General features: G+C 53.9%; 16 protein-coding genes and 2 tRNA genes. 9 read left to right on the top strand and 9 right to left on the bottom strand.

What is annotated here, in order from left to right; genetic code table 11:
- Positions 1–134: 134 nt before the first annotated feature.
- Together norW and norV are read right to left on the bottom strand one after the other, a co-directional pair.
- Complete coding sequence (gene norW, locus KQJ18_RS09130) at positions 135–1,268, bottom strand: NADH:flavorubredoxin reductase NorW (RefSeq protein ID WP_216421853.1); 1,134 nt, start codon at positions 1,266–1,268, stop codon at positions 135–137.
- Positions 1,265–2,713 (bottom strand): anaerobic nitric oxide reductase flavorubredoxin, encoded by a 1,449-nt coding sequence (gene norV / locus KQJ18_RS09125; RefSeq protein WP_110497046.1) that lies wholly within the window; start codon positions 2,711–2,713, stop codon positions 1,265–1,267. Before norV ends, norW begins: the two co-directional genes overlap by 4 nt.
- Before the next feature lie 187 nt (positions 2,714–2,900).
- Between norV and norR the strand changes: the two genes are divergently transcribed.
- The gene (gene norR / locus KQJ18_RS09120; protein ID WP_085048872.1) at positions 2,901–4,418 is read left to right on the top strand and encodes a nitric oxide reductase transcriptional regulator NorR; all 1,518 of its coding nucleotides are present in this window, start codon (positions 2,901–2,903) and stop codon (positions 4,416–4,418) included.
- Here the strand turns inward: norR and gutQ are convergent.
- The 7 genes from gutQ to srlA all read right to left on the bottom strand — a co-directional run bounded on the left by gutQ (position 4,415) and on the right by srlA (position 9,383).
- The gene (gene gutQ / locus KQJ18_RS09115) at positions 4,415–5,380 is read right to left on the bottom strand and encodes an arabinose-5-phosphate isomerase GutQ (RefSeq protein ID WP_204525368.1); all 966 of its coding nucleotides are present in this window, start codon (positions 5,378–5,380) and stop codon (positions 4,415–4,417) included. The genes norR and gutQ overlap by 4 nt on opposite strands.
- Positions 5,373–6,146: a DNA-binding transcriptional repressor gene (locus KQJ18_RS09110; RefSeq protein WP_006687181.1), complete on the bottom strand. Its 774-nt coding sequence runs from the start codon at positions 6,144–6,146 to the stop codon at positions 5,373–5,375. Before KQJ18_RS09110 ends, gutQ begins: the two co-directional genes overlap by 8 nt.
- A 71-nt stretch (positions 6,147–6,217) precedes the next feature.
- Complete coding sequence (gene gutM, locus KQJ18_RS09105; RefSeq protein WP_038633053.1) at positions 6,218–6,577, bottom strand: transcriptional regulator GutM; 360 nt, start codon at positions 6,575–6,577, stop codon at positions 6,218–6,220.
- A 101-nt stretch (positions 6,578–6,678) separates the two neighbouring features.
- Positions 6,679–7,458, bottom strand: coding sequence for a sorbitol-6-phosphate dehydrogenase (gene srlD / locus KQJ18_RS09100; protein ID WP_006687183.1), 780 nt, complete (start codon positions 7,456–7,458; stop codon positions 6,679–6,681).
- 17 nt (positions 7,459–7,475) lie between these two features.
- The gene (gene srlB / locus KQJ18_RS09095) at positions 7,476–7,838 is read right to left on the bottom strand and encodes a PTS glucitol/sorbitol transporter subunit IIA (RefSeq protein ID WP_038633050.1); all 363 of its coding nucleotides are present in this window, start codon (positions 7,836–7,838) and stop codon (positions 7,476–7,478) included.
- Between the two features lie 13 nt (positions 7,839–7,851).
- Positions 7,852–8,823: a PTS glucitol/sorbitol transporter subunit IIB gene (locus KQJ18_RS09090; protein ID WP_069324575.1), complete on the bottom strand. Its 972-nt coding sequence runs from the start codon at positions 8,821–8,823 to the stop codon at positions 7,852–7,854.
- Positions 8,820–9,383: a PTS glucitol/sorbitol transporter subunit IIC gene (srlA, locus tag KQJ18_RS09085; protein ID WP_003825953.1), complete on the bottom strand. Its 564-nt coding sequence runs from the start codon at positions 9,381–9,383 to the stop codon at positions 8,820–8,822. Before srlA ends, KQJ18_RS09090 begins: the two co-directional genes overlap by 4 nt.
- Positions 9,384–9,648: 265 nt before the next feature.
- Between srlA and mltB the strand changes: the two genes are divergently transcribed.
- The 8 genes from mltB to KQJ18_RS09045 all read left to right on the top strand — a co-directional run bounded on the left by mltB (position 9,649) and on the right by KQJ18_RS09045 (position 16,834).
- A complete protein-coding gene (gene mltB, locus KQJ18_RS09080; RefSeq protein WP_038633043.1) occupies positions 9,649–10,728 on the top strand; it encodes a lytic murein transglycosylase B in 1,080 nt (359 codons plus the stop codon).
- A 193-nt stretch (positions 10,729–10,921) separates the two neighbouring features.
- Positions 10,922–11,419: a nicotinamide-nucleotide amidase gene (gene pncC, locus KQJ18_RS09075; RefSeq protein WP_003037333.1), complete on the top strand. Its 498-nt coding sequence runs from the start codon at positions 10,922–10,924 to the stop codon at positions 11,417–11,419.
- A 92-nt stretch (positions 11,420–11,511) separates the two neighbouring features.
- Complete coding sequence (gene recA, locus KQJ18_RS09070) at positions 11,512–12,576, top strand: recombinase RecA (protein ID WP_042310549.1); 1,065 nt, start codon at positions 11,512–11,514, stop codon at positions 12,574–12,576.
- 72 nt (positions 12,577–12,648) lie between these two features.
- On the top strand, positions 12,649–13,149 hold the full coding sequence (gene recX / locus KQJ18_RS09065; RefSeq protein WP_085048877.1) for a recombination regulator RecX: 501 nt from the start codon (positions 12,649–12,651) through the stop codon (positions 13,147–13,149).
- A 127-nt stretch (positions 13,150–13,276) separates the two neighbouring features.
- Complete coding sequence (alaS, locus tag KQJ18_RS09060) at positions 13,277–15,904, top strand: alanine--tRNA ligase (RefSeq protein ID WP_061382320.1); 2,628 nt, start codon at positions 13,277–13,279, stop codon at positions 15,902–15,904.
- A gap of 238 nt (positions 15,905–16,142) precedes the next feature.
- Positions 16,143–16,328, top strand: coding sequence for a carbon storage regulator CsrA (gene csrA / locus KQJ18_RS09055; protein ID WP_000906486.1), 186 nt, complete (start codon positions 16,143–16,145; stop codon positions 16,326–16,328).
- Positions 16,329–16,664: 336 nt separating this feature from the next.
- Positions 16,665–16,757: transfer RNA gene (locus tag KQJ18_RS09050), tRNA-Ser, on the top strand.
- 3 nt (positions 16,758–16,760) lie between these two features.
- A tRNA-Arg gene (locus tag KQJ18_RS09045) sits at positions 16,761–16,834 on the top strand.
- The last annotated feature ends 2 nt before the right edge of the window (positions 16,835–16,836 follow it).

The following is a 16,836-nucleotide window of genomic DNA, read 5'->3' as shown; positions in this document are numbered from 1 at the left end:
GCCCCGGGACTGGCGGGGCAAGAAAAACATGTCGGGGCATACCGACAAGTGGCAACGCACGTCCATGTGCGTGAGGTTAATAAATCAGTAGCAGCATTGCCGGATAAGGCGCGGCGCCATCCGGCACCACAGACTTACAAGGGCAATGTTTTCAGCAGCGCAAAGGCCTCTTTCATCCGGTCTTCACTGACCACAAACGCACATAGCTGGCCTTCGTCGTTCATTCCTCTGGCCACCATACCTTGCGCTTCCGCGGCAATATGCCAGTTCAGATCGCGCCGCTGGGTTTCCCCCGCCAGATGCAATGGCAGTTCCGGCGTTTTAACTTTTACCAGCATGGCAGGTAGCTTCAGCGGAGCATTGCCGCCGAGCAGGTTTTTCGCCAGATACATGGCGCTCAGTTGAATCGGCTGCAGGAACGGCAGCACCTGACCGTTAATTTCCGCGCAGTCGCCGAGGGCATAAATGTCCGGGTGGCTGGTTTGCAGATAGCTGTCGACGCAGACGCCACGATTAATGCTCAATCCGGCACGACGCGCCAGCGCCGTTTCCGGGCGCAGACCGGTGGCGGCGATCACCGCATCGACTTCTACGCGGCGACTACGATCGAGCGTGGCGCGAATACCCGATTCAGTTTTTTCCAGACCCTGAAGCTGTGATTTCAGCAGCAGATGCACACCCATATCGGTCAGACGATGCTGTAAGCGACTGCTGACTTCCGGTGGCATCAGCGAGGCCAGAATGCTGGCGGCGTTGTCGATAAGCGTTACCGCTTTACCGGCACGACAAAAATCCATCGCCAGCTCACTGCCAATCAGACCGCCGCCGACAATGAGTACCCGCTGGGCATCACGCAGTTGCGTTTCACAGGCGCGGTATTCTTGCTGACTGTTCAATGTGAGCATTAACTCACGTCCGGTGACTGGAGGCACAAAGGCTGAAGCCCCCGTCGCCAGCACCAGCTTGTCGTACTGCCACTGTTGGTCCTGACTTTTCACGATGTGGGCATCGGTGTCGATGTCGGTCACCCAGGTGTAGGGGAACAGGCGCAAATTAAACTGTTCGGCAAACTCCCCCGCCGACTGGCGGGTGAGGTCGTCTGCACGCTGTGCCTGACTGATAACGTGGCTGAGATCGGGCTTGTTGTACTCATCCATGCTGTCAGCGGCAAGCAGGGTCAACGGAACAGTTGCATCCTGTTTACGGATATTTTTGACTAACTGGCGGGCGGCGAAGCCCGAACCAATAATGACAATTCCGTGGTTCATTTTGCCTCCGTTGCCAGTACGTCGAAGACGTCTTTACCTAATGAACATTCCGGGCACAGGAAGTTATCCGGCACATCGCTCCATGGGGTACCTGGCGCGACATCCTGCAACGGTTCGCCTTTTGCTGGATCGTAAATCCACTGGCACACGCTGCACTGCATGCTTGGGCCGAGGTCAGCCGCAGCCGCAGCGGCACAAGCGCACTCTTCTTCTTTGGTTGCCGCTTTGACGGTCGTTTCCGGTAGCGGAGCAAGCGCCCACTGACGTGCAATTTCACGACCGTGCTGACGACACAGTTCCAGCGCATCCAGATCCGGACGCCATTTCGCCTTCAGGCTAAGCGACATCTCAAAACCGGCATCTTGTAAACGGGTGGACAGGCGGTCAACTGCGCCGCCGCTCCAGCCGTGAGAACCAAAGGCGCTGGCGCGTTTGTTACGAAAACGCAGGCCGGTCATCTCTTCCACCAGTCCGGCGATTTTCGGCATCATCACGTTGTTCATGGTGGAAGTACCGACCAGTACGCCTTTAGAACGGAAGACGTTGGTCAGGACGTCGTTTTTGTCGCTACGGGCGACGTTAAAGATTTTCACCGCCACGTTCGGGTCAACTTCATTGATGCCCTGGGCAATGGCGTCCGCCATCATGCGGGTGTTGTTGGACATGGTGTCGTAGAAGATGGTGATGCGGTCTTCCTGATAATCGGCCGCCCATTTCAGGTACAGCTCAACGATCTGCGTTGGGTTGTCGCGCCATACCACACCGTGGGAGGTGGCAATCATATCGACCGGCAGATTGAAGCCGAGGATTTCAGTGATTTTCGGCGTCACCAGACGGCTGAACGGGGTCAGGATGTTGGCGTAGTAGCGTTGGCATTGTTCGAACAGTTCGGTCTGGTCAACTTCATCATTGAACAGACGTTCGTCGCAGTAATGCTGGCCGAAGGCATCGTTACTGAACAGTACCGCATCGCCGGTCATGTAGGTCATCATGCTGTCAGGCCAGTGCAGCATCGGCGTTTCAACAAAAATCAGTTGTTTGCCGTTGCCGATGTCCAGAGAATCACCGGTTTTCACCACGTTGAAGTTCCACTCCGGATGATGGTGGTGGCCGGTGATGGAATCAATCGCGTTAGCGGTGCAGTAAATTGGCGTGTCCGGGATGCAGGACATCAGTTCGGTCAGCGCACCGGCGTGATCTTCTTCCGCGTGGTTAATGATGATGTAGTCGATATCCGCGAGGTCAATTTCACTGCGCAGGTTCTGCACGAATTCACGGCTAAACTTATGGTCTACTGTATCGATCAGCACGTTTTTTTCTTCACGGATGAGATAGCTGTTGTAGCTGCTACCGCGCAGCGTTTTGTATTCAGTGCCGTGGAAATCTCGCACTTCCCAGTCACGTTGGCCAACCCAATGAATATTATTTTTAACCAGAATAGACATAGCAACCTCAATTGATTCAGCGTTTTTCTAAAAAGATATTTTGTTAATTGCAGGTTGTGTGCCAACTTTTTAATTATTTGATTTTTAATGATTTATTATTGATTACCTATAAAATGGTAGTCAAAATGACTGTTTATTTTATTGTCAATATGACAATATTAATTGTCAAAATGACAATGAGGTTGCCATGAGCTTTTCAGTAGATGTGCTGGCGGGTATCGCCATTGAATTACAAAGCGGTATCGGTCATCAGGACCGTTTTCAGCGCCTGATCACGACCTTGCGCCAGGTGCTGGAGTGCGACGCATCGGCACTGCTGCGCTACGAGTCGCGACAGTTTATCCCGCTGGCTATCGATGGCCTGGCGCAGGATGTCCTCGGCCGCCGCTTCACGCTGGAGGGACATCCGCGGCTGGAGGCGATTGCCCGCGCCGGGGACGTGGTACGTTTTCCTGCCGACAGCGATCTGCCCGATCCTTATGACGGGTTAATACCGGGTCAGGAGAGCCTGAAAGTGCATGCCTGCATCGGGTTGCCGCTGTTTGCCGGACAAAATCTGATTGGTGCGTTAACGCTGGATGGCATGGAGCCCGATCAGTTCGATGTCTTCAGCGATGAAGAGCTTAGGCTAATTGCCGCTCTGGCTGCGGGGGCGCTGAGTAATGCGTTGCTGATTGAACAACTGGAAAGCCAGAATATGCTGCCGGGTTCGTCGACGGCTTTCGAGCAGGTGACGGAAACCCAGATGATTGGCCTGTCGCCCAATATGATGCAGTTGAAAAAAGAGATTGAGATTGTGGCAGGGTCCGATCTCAACGTACTGATCAGCGGCGAAACCGGGACCGGGAAGGAGTTGGTAGCCAAAGCGATTCATGAAGGTTCGCCGCGTGCGGTGAATCCGCTGGTGTATCTCAACTGCGCGGCGTTGCCCGAAAGCGTGGCGGAAAGTGAACTTTTTGGTCACGTAAAAGGGGCTTTTACCGGGGCTATCAGTAATCGTAGCGGTAAATTTGAAATGGCGGATAACGGCACGCTGTTTCTCGACGAGATTGGCGAACTCTCGCTGGCGTTGCAGGCCAAGCTGCTGCGCGTATTGCAGTATGGCGATATTCAGCGCGTAGGGGACGATCGCAGCCTGCGCGTTGACGTGCGCGTACTGGCGGCGACCAATCGTGATTTACGCGAAGAGGTGCTGGCGGGGAATTTTCGCGCGGATCTGTTTCATCGTCTGAGCGTTTTTCCCCTTTCCGTGCCGCCACTACGTGAGCGCGGCGAAGATGTAGTGCTGCTGGCAGGCTATTTTTGCGAGCAATGTCGGCTGCGGCTGGGACTTTCCCGCGTTGTGTTAAGCCCCGGCGCGCGTAATCATCTGCTGAGTTACGGCTGGCCCGGAAACGTGCGCGAGCTGGAACATGCCATTCATCGGGCGGTTGTGCTGGCAAGGGCTACCCGGGCAGGGGATGAGGTGGTGCTGGAGGCACAGCATTTTGCCTTGCAGGATGAAAGCCCTGTACCGCAGCCGGACGTCGTGGCAGAGATCCCGCAGCATCACAATTTGCGTGAGGCAACGGAGTCATTTCAGCGCGAGATGATCCGCCGGGCCTTGGCGCAAAATAACCACAATTGGGCGGCAAGCGCGCGGGCGCTGGAAACAGACGTCGCCAACCTGCACCGGCTGGCGAAACGCCTGGGGCTGAAGGATTAGATAATACCGGCCTGATAGAAATCCTGCAGGTTGATAGCGCCGGTGAGTTTCCCGTTTTCATCTACCACCGGTGCGGCAGTGATTTTGCGTTTCATCAGGATCTCTTTGGCGTCAATCGCGCGGCTCTGTGCCTGCAGCGTAATGCCATTATGGGTCATTGCTTCGCTAACCTGCGTGGTGAGCGCGCCGCCGCCAACCAGCCAGCGGCGCAGGTCGCCGTCAGTGAAGACGCCTTTCACCAGTGACGCCTCATCACAGACAGCCACCAGACCAAGACCCGTGCGGCTGAGTTCCAGCATCGCGTCCATGACGCTGGTGGTCAGCGTTACCTGCGGAATGGCATCGTCACGGCGCATCAGGTGATGCACTTTATTTAACAGACGAGCGCCCAGCGCGCCGGCCGGATGCGAGCGGGCAAAATCTTCTTCGTTAAAGCCGCGCGCCTGCATCACGGCGATTGCCAGCGCGTCGCCCATCATCAGCGTGTTGACGGTGCTGGAGGTCGGCGCCAGGCGCATTGGGCAGGCTTCACGTTCAACAGAAATATCCAGCACGGCTTTGGCCGCCAGGCCCAGCGGCGAGGTTGGTTTTCCGGTCATGGCCAGCAGGGCGACGGATTTGTCTTCCAGGCGCGGAATGATGAGATCCAGCTCTTTCGCGCCGCCGGAGTAAGAGATAAACAGCATCACGTCGCGGCTTTCAATCATGCCTAAGTCGCCATGCAGCGCTTCCGCCGGATGCACAAAAAAGGCAGGGGTGCCGGTACTGGCGAGGGTCGCAGCAATTTTTTTGCCAATATGGCCTGATTTGCCAATCCCGGAGACAATGACTTTGCCTTCACAGTGGATGATAGTATTGGCGGCGCGGACAAAATCATCGCCCAGTCGCTCCGGCAGTCGACTGGCTTCCTGCAGTTCCAGCATTAACGTCTGACGGCCCGCGTTCAGTAGTGCATCACTCATTGGTTTCTCCGGTTATGATTACTTCAATCCCTTTTGCTTCCAGCGCCTGACGAAATGCAGGGTCTATACCTGCATCGGTAATCAGCTTGTCAACGCTTTCCAGACTGCACACAACATTAGGGCTTTTACGCCCAAATTTTGAGGAGTCAGCCATCAGAATCACTTCGCGAGCGGCATTGCACATCGCTTTACTGACGCTAAAGACCTCATTAAAGGTGGTCACGCCGGCATTGAGGTCAATACCGTCGGTCCCCATGAAGAGTTTATCAAAGCTGAATTGCTCAAAGGCGTTTTCTGCCAACTGACCGTGAAATGACGCAGATTTTTTGCGAAAGGTCCCGCCAGGCATCAGGATGGTTTGCTCGTTGTCCAGCTCCGAAAGGGCATTAACAATGTGCAGACTGTTGGTCATGACGGTGATGTTGCTAAAGCGGGTAAGCATCGGCACCATCTGCAATACGGTGCTGCCCGCATCCAGAATGATGGAGTCGCCATCATGGATATAACGGACGGCGGCTTCAGCGATCTGCTCTTTTTTATGCGTGTTAATTAGGGTTTTGTGATCGATGGGCGGGTCAGATTCATCTTTGTTCAACACTACGCCGCCATAGGTACGAATGACGGTTCCAGCATTTTCCAGAATGACCAGGTCTTTGCGAATGGTTGTGCCGGTCGTGTCAAAGTAGTGGGCCAGTTCTTCAACCGAGCATTTTCCCTGCTTTTGCAGGTGCTCCAGTATGGCAGCCTGACGCTGACGAGGTTTCATAGGCGTGATTACCCTGACTTATTTAGGTTGCAAAATGATAATTTCGCAAGCTATTAGCATTCACAACGAAATTACCCATGTTTCAGTTTAAGCGCCAATGATAGTGCATTCTGCGCTAACGGATCATGGGGAAAGATCACATCAGGCTGTAAATCATCAAGATGTTTGCCCATTATGGTGGCAATTTTGCCGGGTCTGGCGAATACGGTAAGACCTTTCATAAATAACGTATCGGTAACCCGCTGTTGCTCATCAAGCGCGATGGCGACGACCACGCGCGGTTTAAACCGTCCGCCGGAACGCCCCACGCCCACCCGACCCCGCTGACAAAGTTTATCGAACGCGCGGTTAAAGCGGGATATTTGCCAGCCACCAAGCGCCAGTTGCAGGCACCAGGCGATGGCGGCGACGGTAATCAGTGCGGAAACCATAATGCGCTCCTTTGATTTTGCCGGATGACGGCTGCGCCTAATCCGGCCTACATAATATTCGTAGGCCCGGTAAGCACAGCGCCACCGGGCAGTCATACCTCTTAGAACATCACCTGACCGCCGGTGACGTTAATCGATTGTCCAGTGCAGTAAGAGGCTTTCGAACTGGCATAAAACAGCAGCATGTTCAGCACGTCCTGATAATCGCAGCCGCGTTTGAGCGGAACCTTATCAATGTAATACTGCTCTACTTCATCCGGCTTAAGGCCCAGTTTGGTAGCGTACTGCGGTAATAATGACTGGAACATCGGTGATTTCAACAGGTTGCCGAGCATCAGCGAATGGACGGTAATCCCGTATTCCGCCAGATCCAGCGCCAGCGACTGGGTTAAACCCACGCCGCCAAATTTTGCCGCGCTGTAGCCCGAATTGTGTTTACTGCCTACTTTCCCTGATTTGGAGTTGATCTGGATAATGCGTCCCTGAACGCCATCGCGGATCATCAGGCGCGAGAATTCACGGGCGCAGAGGAAGTAACCGACCAGATTCACCTGCAGCGAGCGGTCGAAATCCCCAAGCTGAAAGTCGCTGATAAACGCGGCTTTAGCGATACCCGCGCTGTAAACCAGCAGGTCGACGCGACCAAATATTTCATCCACTCCGCGTGACAGTGCCAGCACGCTCTGTTCGCTGGTGGCATCAGCGCCAAAACCGTACGCTGTGCCTGCGCCAAACTCGGCGTTAATCTCCTGCGCGACGTTGGCGGCTTTATCGCTTTGAATATCCACCACCGCGACGCGGTATCCTTCTGTCGCAAGCCCACGGCAAAGGAACGCTCCCAGGGTCTGGCCTCCACCAATGACAACGGCAACCTGATTCATCTTTTTCTCCTTCAATCTTAAGCAACAAACTTCAAAATACAGCCCGGCGCGATATCGTCCGGTACAGGGCCCGCCACATGTACGGTGCCAGGGAATTCCGCTTCGCTGAGTCCGTCAAAACGTAGGGTGATATGCCCCAGTTCACGTAAGTTTTGTTCCGCCACGCTGCCAACGGCGGTGACCGGGTAGTGATGCTGGCCCAGTTCAAACTGGATCCCGGCGTGCAAAGAACCGTTCAGATCGCCGTGGCAATGGATGAAGCAAAACTCTTCAATATCCGCTGGCGCGCCTTCACGAAAGGTAATTAACATCTGGTCGCAAAGTGCGTCCGGGGCGCTTTGGCCGATGCGGGTGATGGTGGTTTGATAAATCACGGTCATTTTTGAGTGCCTCTTATTGGTAAATAAAGCCGGATACAAACCAGGCGATGAGAACGGTAGGCGCGCCGGTCAGGAAGCGGCTTACCAGGACGGATGGCACGCCGACGCGGACCGTGTCCTGACGCGCTTCGGCCAGCGATAACCCCACGGGAATAAAGTCGCATGCGGCTTGCGCATTAATGGCAAACAAGGCCGGTAGCGCCAGATGGGGAGGGATGTTCCCCAGGCCAATCTGTACGCCGATCAGCACCCCGATAACCTGGGCGATGACCGCACCAGGGCCGAGGAAAGGCGACAGCAGCGGGAAAGAGCAAATCAGCGCCAGCGTCACCAGTCCCAGCGGGTGGCTGGCGAGCGGTGCGAGTCCATGGGCTATCCAGTCTCCCAGACCAGAAGCCATGATGATGCCGATCAGCGCCGAGACGAACGCCATAAATGGCAGAATGGTTTTCAGAACGGTATCAATAGTGTCGCGACCGGCCTGGAACAGGACAGCAACGGCTGACCCCATGCCCATCCCGACTTTTGCCAACAGACCATCGCTTTGTTCAGTAATCTTTTTACTGGTGTCGTAATCGCGACCAATCGTGCTGCTTGCAGGTTGCGGCGCAATGGATGCTTCACCGACAACGGTAATGTTTTCTTCTTTTACGCCAGAGACATAGATATCTTCGACAATGTACTGGGCCAGTGGACCGGATTTCCCCGTGGCGTGAATATTTACCGTGGGTATGCGACGTTTGGGATAGATCCCACAGCGCAGCGTGCCGCCGCAGTCGATGATCGCCACGCCAATTTCACTCTCCGGCGGTTCGCCCTCTTTGAAACCATCAACGGCCTGCCAGCCAGTCAGATTCGCCAGCGTGTCGACAATCGCAGGGCGAGTCCCGGCAGTGATATAGACAATTTTCTTGCCCGGTACGGCATCCAGTTCAAGCGGGCCGCCCCAGCCGCCGGTGCCTTTTTCAATACGAATACGCGTCATGATGTTGCTCCCGCCAGATGAACTTTCTGCTCAAGTTGAATGCCCATTTTTTTCTCGAAAATGGCGGTGGTGAAATCGGTTACCCAGCCGCGGAAGAAGTTGGTGACCAGACCGACCAGCAAATAGCTCACCGCCAGCGGGCCAAGCGGTAGGCCCAGCGTCGTCAGGCCGCTGGCGATACCGAGATAGACAAACAGCTCGCCGGGGTTGATGTGCGGGAATAAGCCATTCATGGAATGGCAGCTATAAGAGGCCGCAGCGTAGTAGCTGGGCTTGTACTTTTCTGGCATAAAGCGGCCCAGGCTTAGTGTCATCGGATTACAAAACACAAATGTGCCGATGCACGGCAGCAGCAGATAGCGGGACAGTGGGTTTCCGGCACAGCGCTGAGCAAAACGTTCAATACGCTGCTGGCCGATAAAGTTAATCAGCGCATTCATGATGACCAGCAGGCTAATCAGCAGGGGAAGAATACCGGTCACCATGCCGGTAAACACCTCTCCGCCTTTCTGGAACAGCCCGATAAACCACTCAGCACCGAGTGTGATGGTGTCGATCATTATTCTCTCCTGTAGGGTTTTTTAGTTATCTTGCCAAACGGAAACTAATTTTAATCAGATCGAAAGATTTAAAAGTGTTATTTTGATCTCAAAATGAAAGGTAAATATTTTATTTTGAAAGTTGTTGCGTAAGCGCTCGCAAATATGACGGTCGGAAGTGCAAGAGGGGGGAAATTCTGTGAAGCAGAGCGACTACTGCTTCCTTGTATGGCTGAGGATGCTTTACCATACTTCTCCCAGGCTGAATTTGTTTAATGGATGTCTCATGTTCAAGCGTCGTTATGTAGCGTTACTTCCCCTTTTCGTATTGCTTGCTGCCTGTAGCAGCAAACCTAAACCTTCAGAGACTCAAACGACTACGGGTACGCCATCCGGCGGTTTCCTGCTTGAGCCACAGCACAATGTCATGCTAACGGGCGGCGATTTTGCCAATAACCCGAACGCGCAACAGTTCATCGAGAAGATGGTGAACAAGCATGGCTTTGACCGCCAGCAGTTGCAGGAGATCCTGTCGCAGGCCAAGCGGCTGGACTCGGTATTGCGTTTGATGGACCGTCAGGCGCCGACGACTCAACCTCCAGCCGGACCTAACGGCGCGTGGCTGCGTTATCGCAAGCAGTTCATCACGCCGGACAACGTGCAAAACGGCGTGGCCTTCTGGAATCAATATGAAGATGCCCTGAACCGTGCGTGGCAGGTCTACGGCGTACCACCGGAAATCATCGTCGGTATTATTGGCGTAGAGACGCGCTGGGGCCGCGTGATGGGCAAAACGCGAATTCTGGATGCGCTGGCGACGCTGTCCTTTAATTATCCTCGTCGTGCGGAATACTTCTCTGGCGAACTGGAAACTTTCCTGTTGATGGCGCGAGATGAAAGTGATGATCCGCTCGATTTGAAAGGTTCCTTCGCCGGTGCGATGGGCTACGGCCAGTTTATGCCGTCTTCCTATAAAGAATATGCGGTCGATTTCAATGGCGATGGGCACATTAATCTGTGGGATCCGGTTGACGCCATCGGTAGCGTGGCGAACTACTTCAAAGGCCACGGCTGGGTGAAAGGCGATACGGTCGCGGTGCCGGCGAATGGTCAGGCGCCTGGGCTGGCGAACGGCTTTAAAACCCAGTACAGCATTTCACAGCTTGCCGCCGCGGGGCTGACGCCGCAGCAGTCGTTGGGGAATCATCAGCAGGCCAGCCTGCTGCGCCTGGATATTGGCACCGGTTATCAGTACTGGTACGGGCTGCCAAACTTCTACACCATCACCCGCTACAACCACAGTACCCACTACGCGATGGCGGTGTGGCAATTGGGTCAGGCGGTAGCGCTGGCGCGCGTACAGTAATCGCTCCAACCGGCCTACAGATAAGATATTGCTTGTAGGCCGGATAAGATGCTCTGACATCGCCATCCGGCGGGTCTTATTTTGCAACGGATCAATTTTTGGAATCCCCCTCGTAAAACGTTCTCCCCATCCCCACATTGGTTGTGAAAGTGCTATCTTGTGCGGCATATTTTTTTAACTGACAGAGGCTGAAATGACCGACAGTGAACTGATGCAGTTAAGCGAGCAGGTTGGCCTGGCGCTGAAAGCGCGCGGGGCGACCGTTACGACGGCGGAATCCTGCACCGGCGGTTGGGTGGCCAAAGCCATTACGGATATTGCCGGCAGTTCCGCCTGGTTTGAACGCGGGTTCGTGACCTACAGCAATGAAGCCAAAGCGCAGATGATTGGCGTGCGCGAAGAGACGCTGGCCCAGCATGGCGCGGTGAGTGAGCCTGTCGTCGTGGAAATGGCGATTGGCGCGCTAAAAGCGGCCCGCGCGCATTTCGCGGTCTCGATCAGCGGTATTGCGGGGCCGGATGGCGGCAGTGAGGAAAAGCCTGTGGGTACGGTATGGTTTGCCTTTGCCAGCGCAAGCGGTGAGGGGATTACCCGCCGGGAATGTTTCAGCGGCGATCGCGATGCGGTACGTCGGCAGGCGACTGCCTATGCGTTACAAACCCTGTGGCAACAATTTCTACAAAATACTTGATACTGTATGAGCATACAGTATAATTGCCTCAACAGAACATTATCTTTCACGTTTCGCGGTTTACCCCGAAAGCGGCATGACAGGAGTAATTAATGGCTATCGACGAAAACAAACAGAAAGCGTTGGCGGCAGCGCTGGGTCAGATCGAAAAGCAATTCGGTAAAGGCTCCATCATGCGCCTGGGTGAAGACCGTTCCATGGATGTGGAAACCATCTCCACCGGTTCGCTTTCTCTGGACATCGCATTAGGCGCGGGCGGTTTGCCAATGGGCCGTATCGTCGAAATCTACGGGCCTGAATCTTCCGGTAAAACGACGCTGACGCTGCAGGTTATTGCCGCCGCTCAGCGCGAAGGTAAAACCTGTGCGTTCATTGATGCGGAACACGCGCTGGATCCCGTCTATGCCCGTAAGCTTGGCGTTGATATCGACAACCTGCTGTGTTCCCAGCCGGATACCGGTGAACAAGCGCTGGAAATCTGTGATGCGCTGGCGCGTTCCGGTGCGGTTGACGTTATCGTTGTCGACTCCGTGGCGGCGCTGACGCCGAAAGCGGAAATCGAAGGCGAGATTGGCGACTCTCACATGGGTCTTGCGGCGCGTATGATGAGCCAGGCGATGCGTAAGCTGGCCGGTAACCTGAAGCAGTCCAACACGCTGCTGATTTTCATCAACCAGATCCGTATGAAAATTGGCGTTATGTTCGGTAACCCGGAAACCACTACCGGTGGTAACGCGCTGAAATTCTATGCCTCCGTGCGCCTGGACATTCGCCGTATTGGCGCAGTGAAAGAGGGCGACAACGTGGTTGGTAGCGAAACCCGCGTTAAGGTCGTGAAAAACAAAATCGCCGCGCCGTTTAAACAGGCTGAATTCCAGATTCTGTACGGTGAAGGTATCAACTTCTATGGTGAACTGGTTGACCTGGGCGTGAAAGAGAAGCTGATTGAAAAAGCCGGTGCATGGTACAGCTATAACGGTGAGAAAATCGGTCAGGGTAAAGCGAATGCGACCAACTGGCTGAAAGAAAACCCGGCAACCGCAAAAGAGATTGAGAAGAAATTGCGCGAGTTACTGCTCAATAACCAGGATTCAACGCCAGATTTCTCCGTTGATGACGGTGGTGCAGACGTAGCAGAAACGAACGAAGATTTCTGATAATCTGTTTTACATCGCATACAGTAAAGGGCTGCATATCATGCAGCCCTTTTGCATTTCTGAAGGTTCACTATGACAGATGCAACTTCCCGCCGATCCGCTTATTCCCGACTGCTTGACCGCGCCGTGCGTATTCTGGCAATGCGCGATCACAGCGAGCAGGAACTACGGCGGAAGCTGGCCGCGCCGGTGATGGGCAAACAAGGGCCGGAAGACATTGATGCTTCCCCGGAAGATTACGACAAGGTCATTGCCTGGTGCATTGAAAGTCATTATCTGGATGATGACCGCTTCGTTCAGCAGTTTATTGCCAGCCGTAGCCGCAAAGGTTATGGGCCTGCGCGAGTGCGGCAGGAACTCAGCCAGAAAGGAATCTCGCGTGAGGCTATTGAGCGCGCCATGCGTGAGTGTGAAATTGACTGGGCAGTGCTTGCGCGCGAGCAGGCAATCAGGAAATACGGTGAACCTTTACCAGTCGATTTTTCAGATAAGGTAAAGGTCCAGCGTTTTTTGCTCTATCGTGGCTATCTGATGGAAGATATTCAGGCAATATGGCGAAATTTTGACGATTGAGCGCATACGGGATTTTACTTCCCAGTAAAGAAAACTTATCTTATTCCCACTTTTCGATTGCCAGAGGCGCAGTTTGCTGCCGATGCTGGTAATGACATTTCGTTAGCTTGATTTCTTCAGGATAATTATGAGCAAGAGCACCGCTGAGATCCGTCAGGCGTTTCTCGATTTTTTCCATAGTAAAGGACATCAGGTAGTTGCCAGCAGCTCCCTGGTACCAAACAATGACCCTACTTTGTTGTTTACCAACGCCGGGATGAACCAGTTCAAGGATGTTTTCCTTGGCCTCGACAAGCGTAATTATTCCCGCGCAACCACCTCGCAGCGTTGTGTACGTGCGGGCGGTAAGCACAACGACCTGGAAAACGTCGGTTACACTGCACGTCACCATACCTTCTTCGAAATGCTGGGCAACTTCAGCTTCGGCGATTATTTCAAACACGACGCCATTCAATTCGCATGGGAACTGCTGACCGGTGAAAACTGGTTTGCCCTGCCAAAAGAACGTCTGTGGGTCACCGTCTATGAAACTGACGATGAAGCCTATGAAATTTGGGAAAAAGAAGTTGGTATTCCGCGCGAGCGTATCATCCGCATTGGTGATAACAAAGGCGCGGCCTATGCTTCCGACAACTTCTGGCAAATGGGTGATACCGGTCCTTGCGGTCCGTGCACCGAAATTTTCTACGACCACGGCGACCACATTTGGGGCGGCCCTCCGGGAAGCGCAGAAGAAGATGGCGATCGCTACATTGAGATCTGGAACATCGTCTTCATGCAGTTCAACCGTCAGGCTGACGGCACCATGGAACCGCTGCCGAAGCCGTCCGTGGATACCGGTATGGGGCTGGAGCGTATTGCGGCCGTGCTGCAACACGTTAACTCCAACTATGAAATTGACCTGTTCCGCTCACTGATTGAATCCGTCGCGAAAGTTACTGGTGCGACCGATCTGAGCAACAAGTCGCTGCGCGTTATCGCCGACCATATCCGTTCTTGTGCATTCCTGATTGCCGATGGCGTTGTCCCGTCGAATGAAAACCGTGGCTATGTGCTGCGCCGTATCATTCGCCGCGCGGTACGTCATGGCAACATGCTGGGCGCGAAGGATACCTTCTTCTACAAGCTGGTTGGTCCGTTGGTGGAAGTCATGGGGTCTGCAGGTGAAGAGCTGAAGCGTCAACAGGCAATGGTTGAACAGGTTCTGAAAACCGAAGAAGAACAGTTCGCTCGTACGCTGGAACGTGGTCTGGCACTGCTGGACGAAGAGCTGGCAAAACTGACGGGTGATACGCTGGATGGCGAAACCGCCTTCCGTCTGTATGACACATACGGCTTCCCGGTTGACCTGACGGCAGACGTTTGCCGCGAGCGCAACATCAAGGTTGACGAGGCGGGCTTTGAAGCCGCAATGGAAGAACAGCGCCGTCGTGCGCGTGAAGCCAGCGGTTTTGGCGCAGACTACAATGCGATGATTCGCGTTGATGGCGCTTCAGAATTTAAAGGGTATGAGCATCTTGAGCTGAACGGCAAAGTGACTGCGCTGTTTGTCGATGGTAAAGCGGTAGACGCCATTAACGCCGGTCAGGACGCTGTTGTTGTACTGGATCAGACGCCGTTCTATGCGGAATCTGGTGGTCAGGTTGGCGACAAGGGCGAACTGAAAGGTGCGGGCTTTGCGTTTGCCGTGAGTGACACGCAAAAATATGGCCAGGCGATTGGTCATATCGGCAAACTGTCTGCGGGTTCTCTGAAAATAGGCGATGCAGTACAGGCTGATGTGGATGAAGCGCGTCGTGCGCGTATCCGCTTGAATCACTCCGCAACGCACCTGATGCACGCGGCGCTGCGCCAGGTATTGGGCACGCATGTGGCACAGAAAGGCTCGCTGGTTAACGATAAAGTGCTGCGTTTCGACTTCTCTCATACCGAAGCCATGAAGCCTGCTGAAATCCGTGCCGTTGAAGATCTGGTGAATGCGCAAATTCGTCGCAACCTGCCGATTGAAACGAACATCATGGATCTGGAAGCGGCGAAAGCCAAAGGCGCAATGGCGCTGTTTGGCGAGAAATATGATGACCACGTGCGCGTTCTGAGTATGGGCGATTTCTCCACCGAACTGTGTGGCGGTACTCATGCCAGCCGTACGGGGGATATCGGTCTGTTCCGCATTGTGTCTGAGTCAGGCACGGCGGCGGGCGTTCGTCGTATCGAAGCCGTAACCGGTGAAGGCGCTATCCAAACCGTGCATGCTGAGAGCGACCGCTTAAGCGATATCGCGCAGCTGCTGAAAGGCGATAGCCAGAATATCGGTGATAAAGTGCGTTCTGTACTGGAACGTACGCGTCAACTCGAAAAAGAATTGCAGCAATTGAAGGAACAGGCTGCGGCGCAGGAGAGTGCAAATCTCTCCAGCAAAGCGGTTGATATCAACGGCGTGAAGCTGCTGGTCAGTGAACTTGCGGACGTTGAGCCGAAAATGTTGCGTACCATGGTTGATGATCTGAAAAATCAACTGGGGTCTACTGTTATCGTTCTGGCAACGGTAGTTGAAGGTAAGGTTTCTCTGATTGCTGGTGTGTCTAAGGATGTGACAGACCGAGTGAAAGCAGGGGAACTGGTTGGTATGGTCGCTCAGCAGGTAGGCGGTAAGGGTGGTGGTCGTCCGGACATGGCGCAAGCCGGTGGTACGGATGCAGCGGCTCTGCCTGCAGCGTTAGCCAGTGTGAAAGGCTGGGTCAGCGCAAAACTGTAATAATTATAAGCGTAAGTCGACGCTGCGGGCTTCAATCCGCAGCGTTTGCATCAACGCTATCGACAACGATAAAGTCAGGTTGAAGTTGTGTATATCGGCTAAACTTAGGTTTAACAGAATGTGATGCCGTGACTGCTTACACTTAGGTGTTTGTCATCGCTTACTTTTTGGCGTTATATGATGGATAATGCCGGGATACAGAGAGACCCGACTCTTTTAATCTTTCAAGGAGCAAAGAATGCTGATTCTGACTCGTCGAGTTGGTGAGACCCTCATGATAGGCGATGAGGTCACCGTGACAGTTTTAGGGGTGAAGGGCAACCAGGTACGCATTGGCGTAAACGCCCCGAAAGAAGTTTCTGTCCATCGTGAAGAGATCTACCAGCGTATCCAGGCTGAAAAATCCCAGCAGTCCAGTTATTAAGGTTTTCGCGTCTCACCATTCTGGTGAGGCGCAACCTGATTGAGTTGTCCTCTTTCTTCGCTTTTCTGCTTCACTCCCCCCATTTTCTCTTTTCCCATACGCACATTGTCGTTCCCGGCGAATTTTCTGTTTGTTCATTGTCTGCGGAAACTGCCAATTTATCTGTTGATAAAACACTCTTTTTGCCGTTTTTGCAGACTAATTGCGCGTGAAATGTGCAAACGATAAAAGCTCTGGAAAAATTGTTTGACTTATAAGTCCCAGAAAGTAATATGTGCGCCACGCAGCGACGATGAGCAGAAACAAGTTCTTCGAAGCACTCGTAAGAGGCGTGTTGGTGAGGTGGCCGAGAGGCTGAAGGCGCTCCCCTGCTAAGGGAGTATGCGGTCAAAAGCTGCATCCGGGGTTCGAATCCCCGCCTCACCGCCATTTGCATCCGTAGCTCAGCTGGATAGAGTACTCGGCTACGAACCGAGCGGTCGGAGGTTCGAATCCTCCCGGATGCACC

It is taken from the genome of Citrobacter sp. S55_ASV_140 (genome assembly GCF_018919505.1).
GTDB classification, from domain to species: Bacteria; Pseudomonadota; Gammaproteobacteria; order Enterobacterales; family Enterobacteriaceae; genus Citrobacter; species Citrobacter werkmanii.
This window is presented reverse-complemented; position numbering and strand designations above follow the sequence as displayed.

Bases quoted from the DNA above. Each gene is read 5' to 3' on its own strand.
- recX (WP_085048877.1), top strand. From the start codon at position 12,649: ATGACAGATGCAACTTCCCGCCGATCCGCTTATTCCCGACTGCTTGAC.
- srlA (WP_003825953.1), bottom strand. From the start codon at position 9,383: ATGATCGACACCATCACACTCGGTGCTGAGTGGTTTATCGGGCTGTTC.
- recA (WP_042310549.1), top strand. From the start codon at position 11,512: ATGGCTATCGACGAAAACAAACAGAAAGCGTTGGCGGCAGCGCTGGGT.
- gutQ (WP_204525368.1), bottom strand. From the start codon at position 5,380: ATGAGTGATGCACTACTGAACGCGGGCCGTCAGACGTTAATGCTGGAA.
- KQJ18_RS09110 (WP_006687181.1), bottom strand. From the start codon at position 6,146: ATGAAACCTCGTCAGCGTCAGGCTGCCATACTGGAGCACCTGCAAAAG.
- srlD (WP_006687183.1), bottom strand. From the start codon at position 7,458: ATGAATCAGGTTGCCGTTGTCATTGGTGGAGGCCAGACCCTGGGAGCG.
- KQJ18_RS09090 (WP_069324575.1), bottom strand. From the start codon at position 8,823: ATGACGCGTATTCGTATTGAAAAAGGCACCGGCGGCTGGGGCGGCCCG.
- pncC (WP_003037333.1), top strand. From the start codon at position 10,922: ATGACCGACAGTGAACTGATGCAGTTAAGCGAGCAGGTTGGCCTGGCG.
- gutM (WP_038633053.1), bottom strand. From the start codon at position 6,577: ATGGTTTCCGCACTGATTACCGTCGCCGCCATCGCCTGGTGCCTGCAA.
- norV (WP_110497046.1), bottom strand. From the start codon at position 2,713: ATGTCTATTCTGGTTAAAAATAATATTCATTGGGTTGGCCAACGTGAC.
- mltB (WP_038633043.1), top strand. From the start codon at position 9,649: ATGTTCAAGCGTCGTTATGTAGCGTTACTTCCCCTTTTCGTATTGCTT.
- norR (WP_085048872.1), top strand. From the start codon at position 2,901: ATGAGCTTTTCAGTAGATGTGCTGGCGGGTATCGCCATTGAATTACAA.
- norW (WP_216421853.1), bottom strand. From the start codon at position 1,268: ATGAACCACGGAATTGTCATTATTGGTTCGGGCTTCGCCGCCCGCCAG.
- csrA (WP_000906486.1), top strand. From the start codon at position 16,143: ATGCTGATTCTGACTCGTCGAGTTGGTGAGACCCTCATGATAGGCGAT.
- alaS (WP_061382320.1), top strand. From the start codon at position 13,277: ATGAGCAAGAGCACCGCTGAGATCCGTCAGGCGTTTCTCGATTTTTTC.
- srlB (WP_038633050.1), bottom strand. From the start codon at position 7,838: ATGACCGTGATTTATCAAACCACCATCACCCGCATCGGCCAAAGCGCC.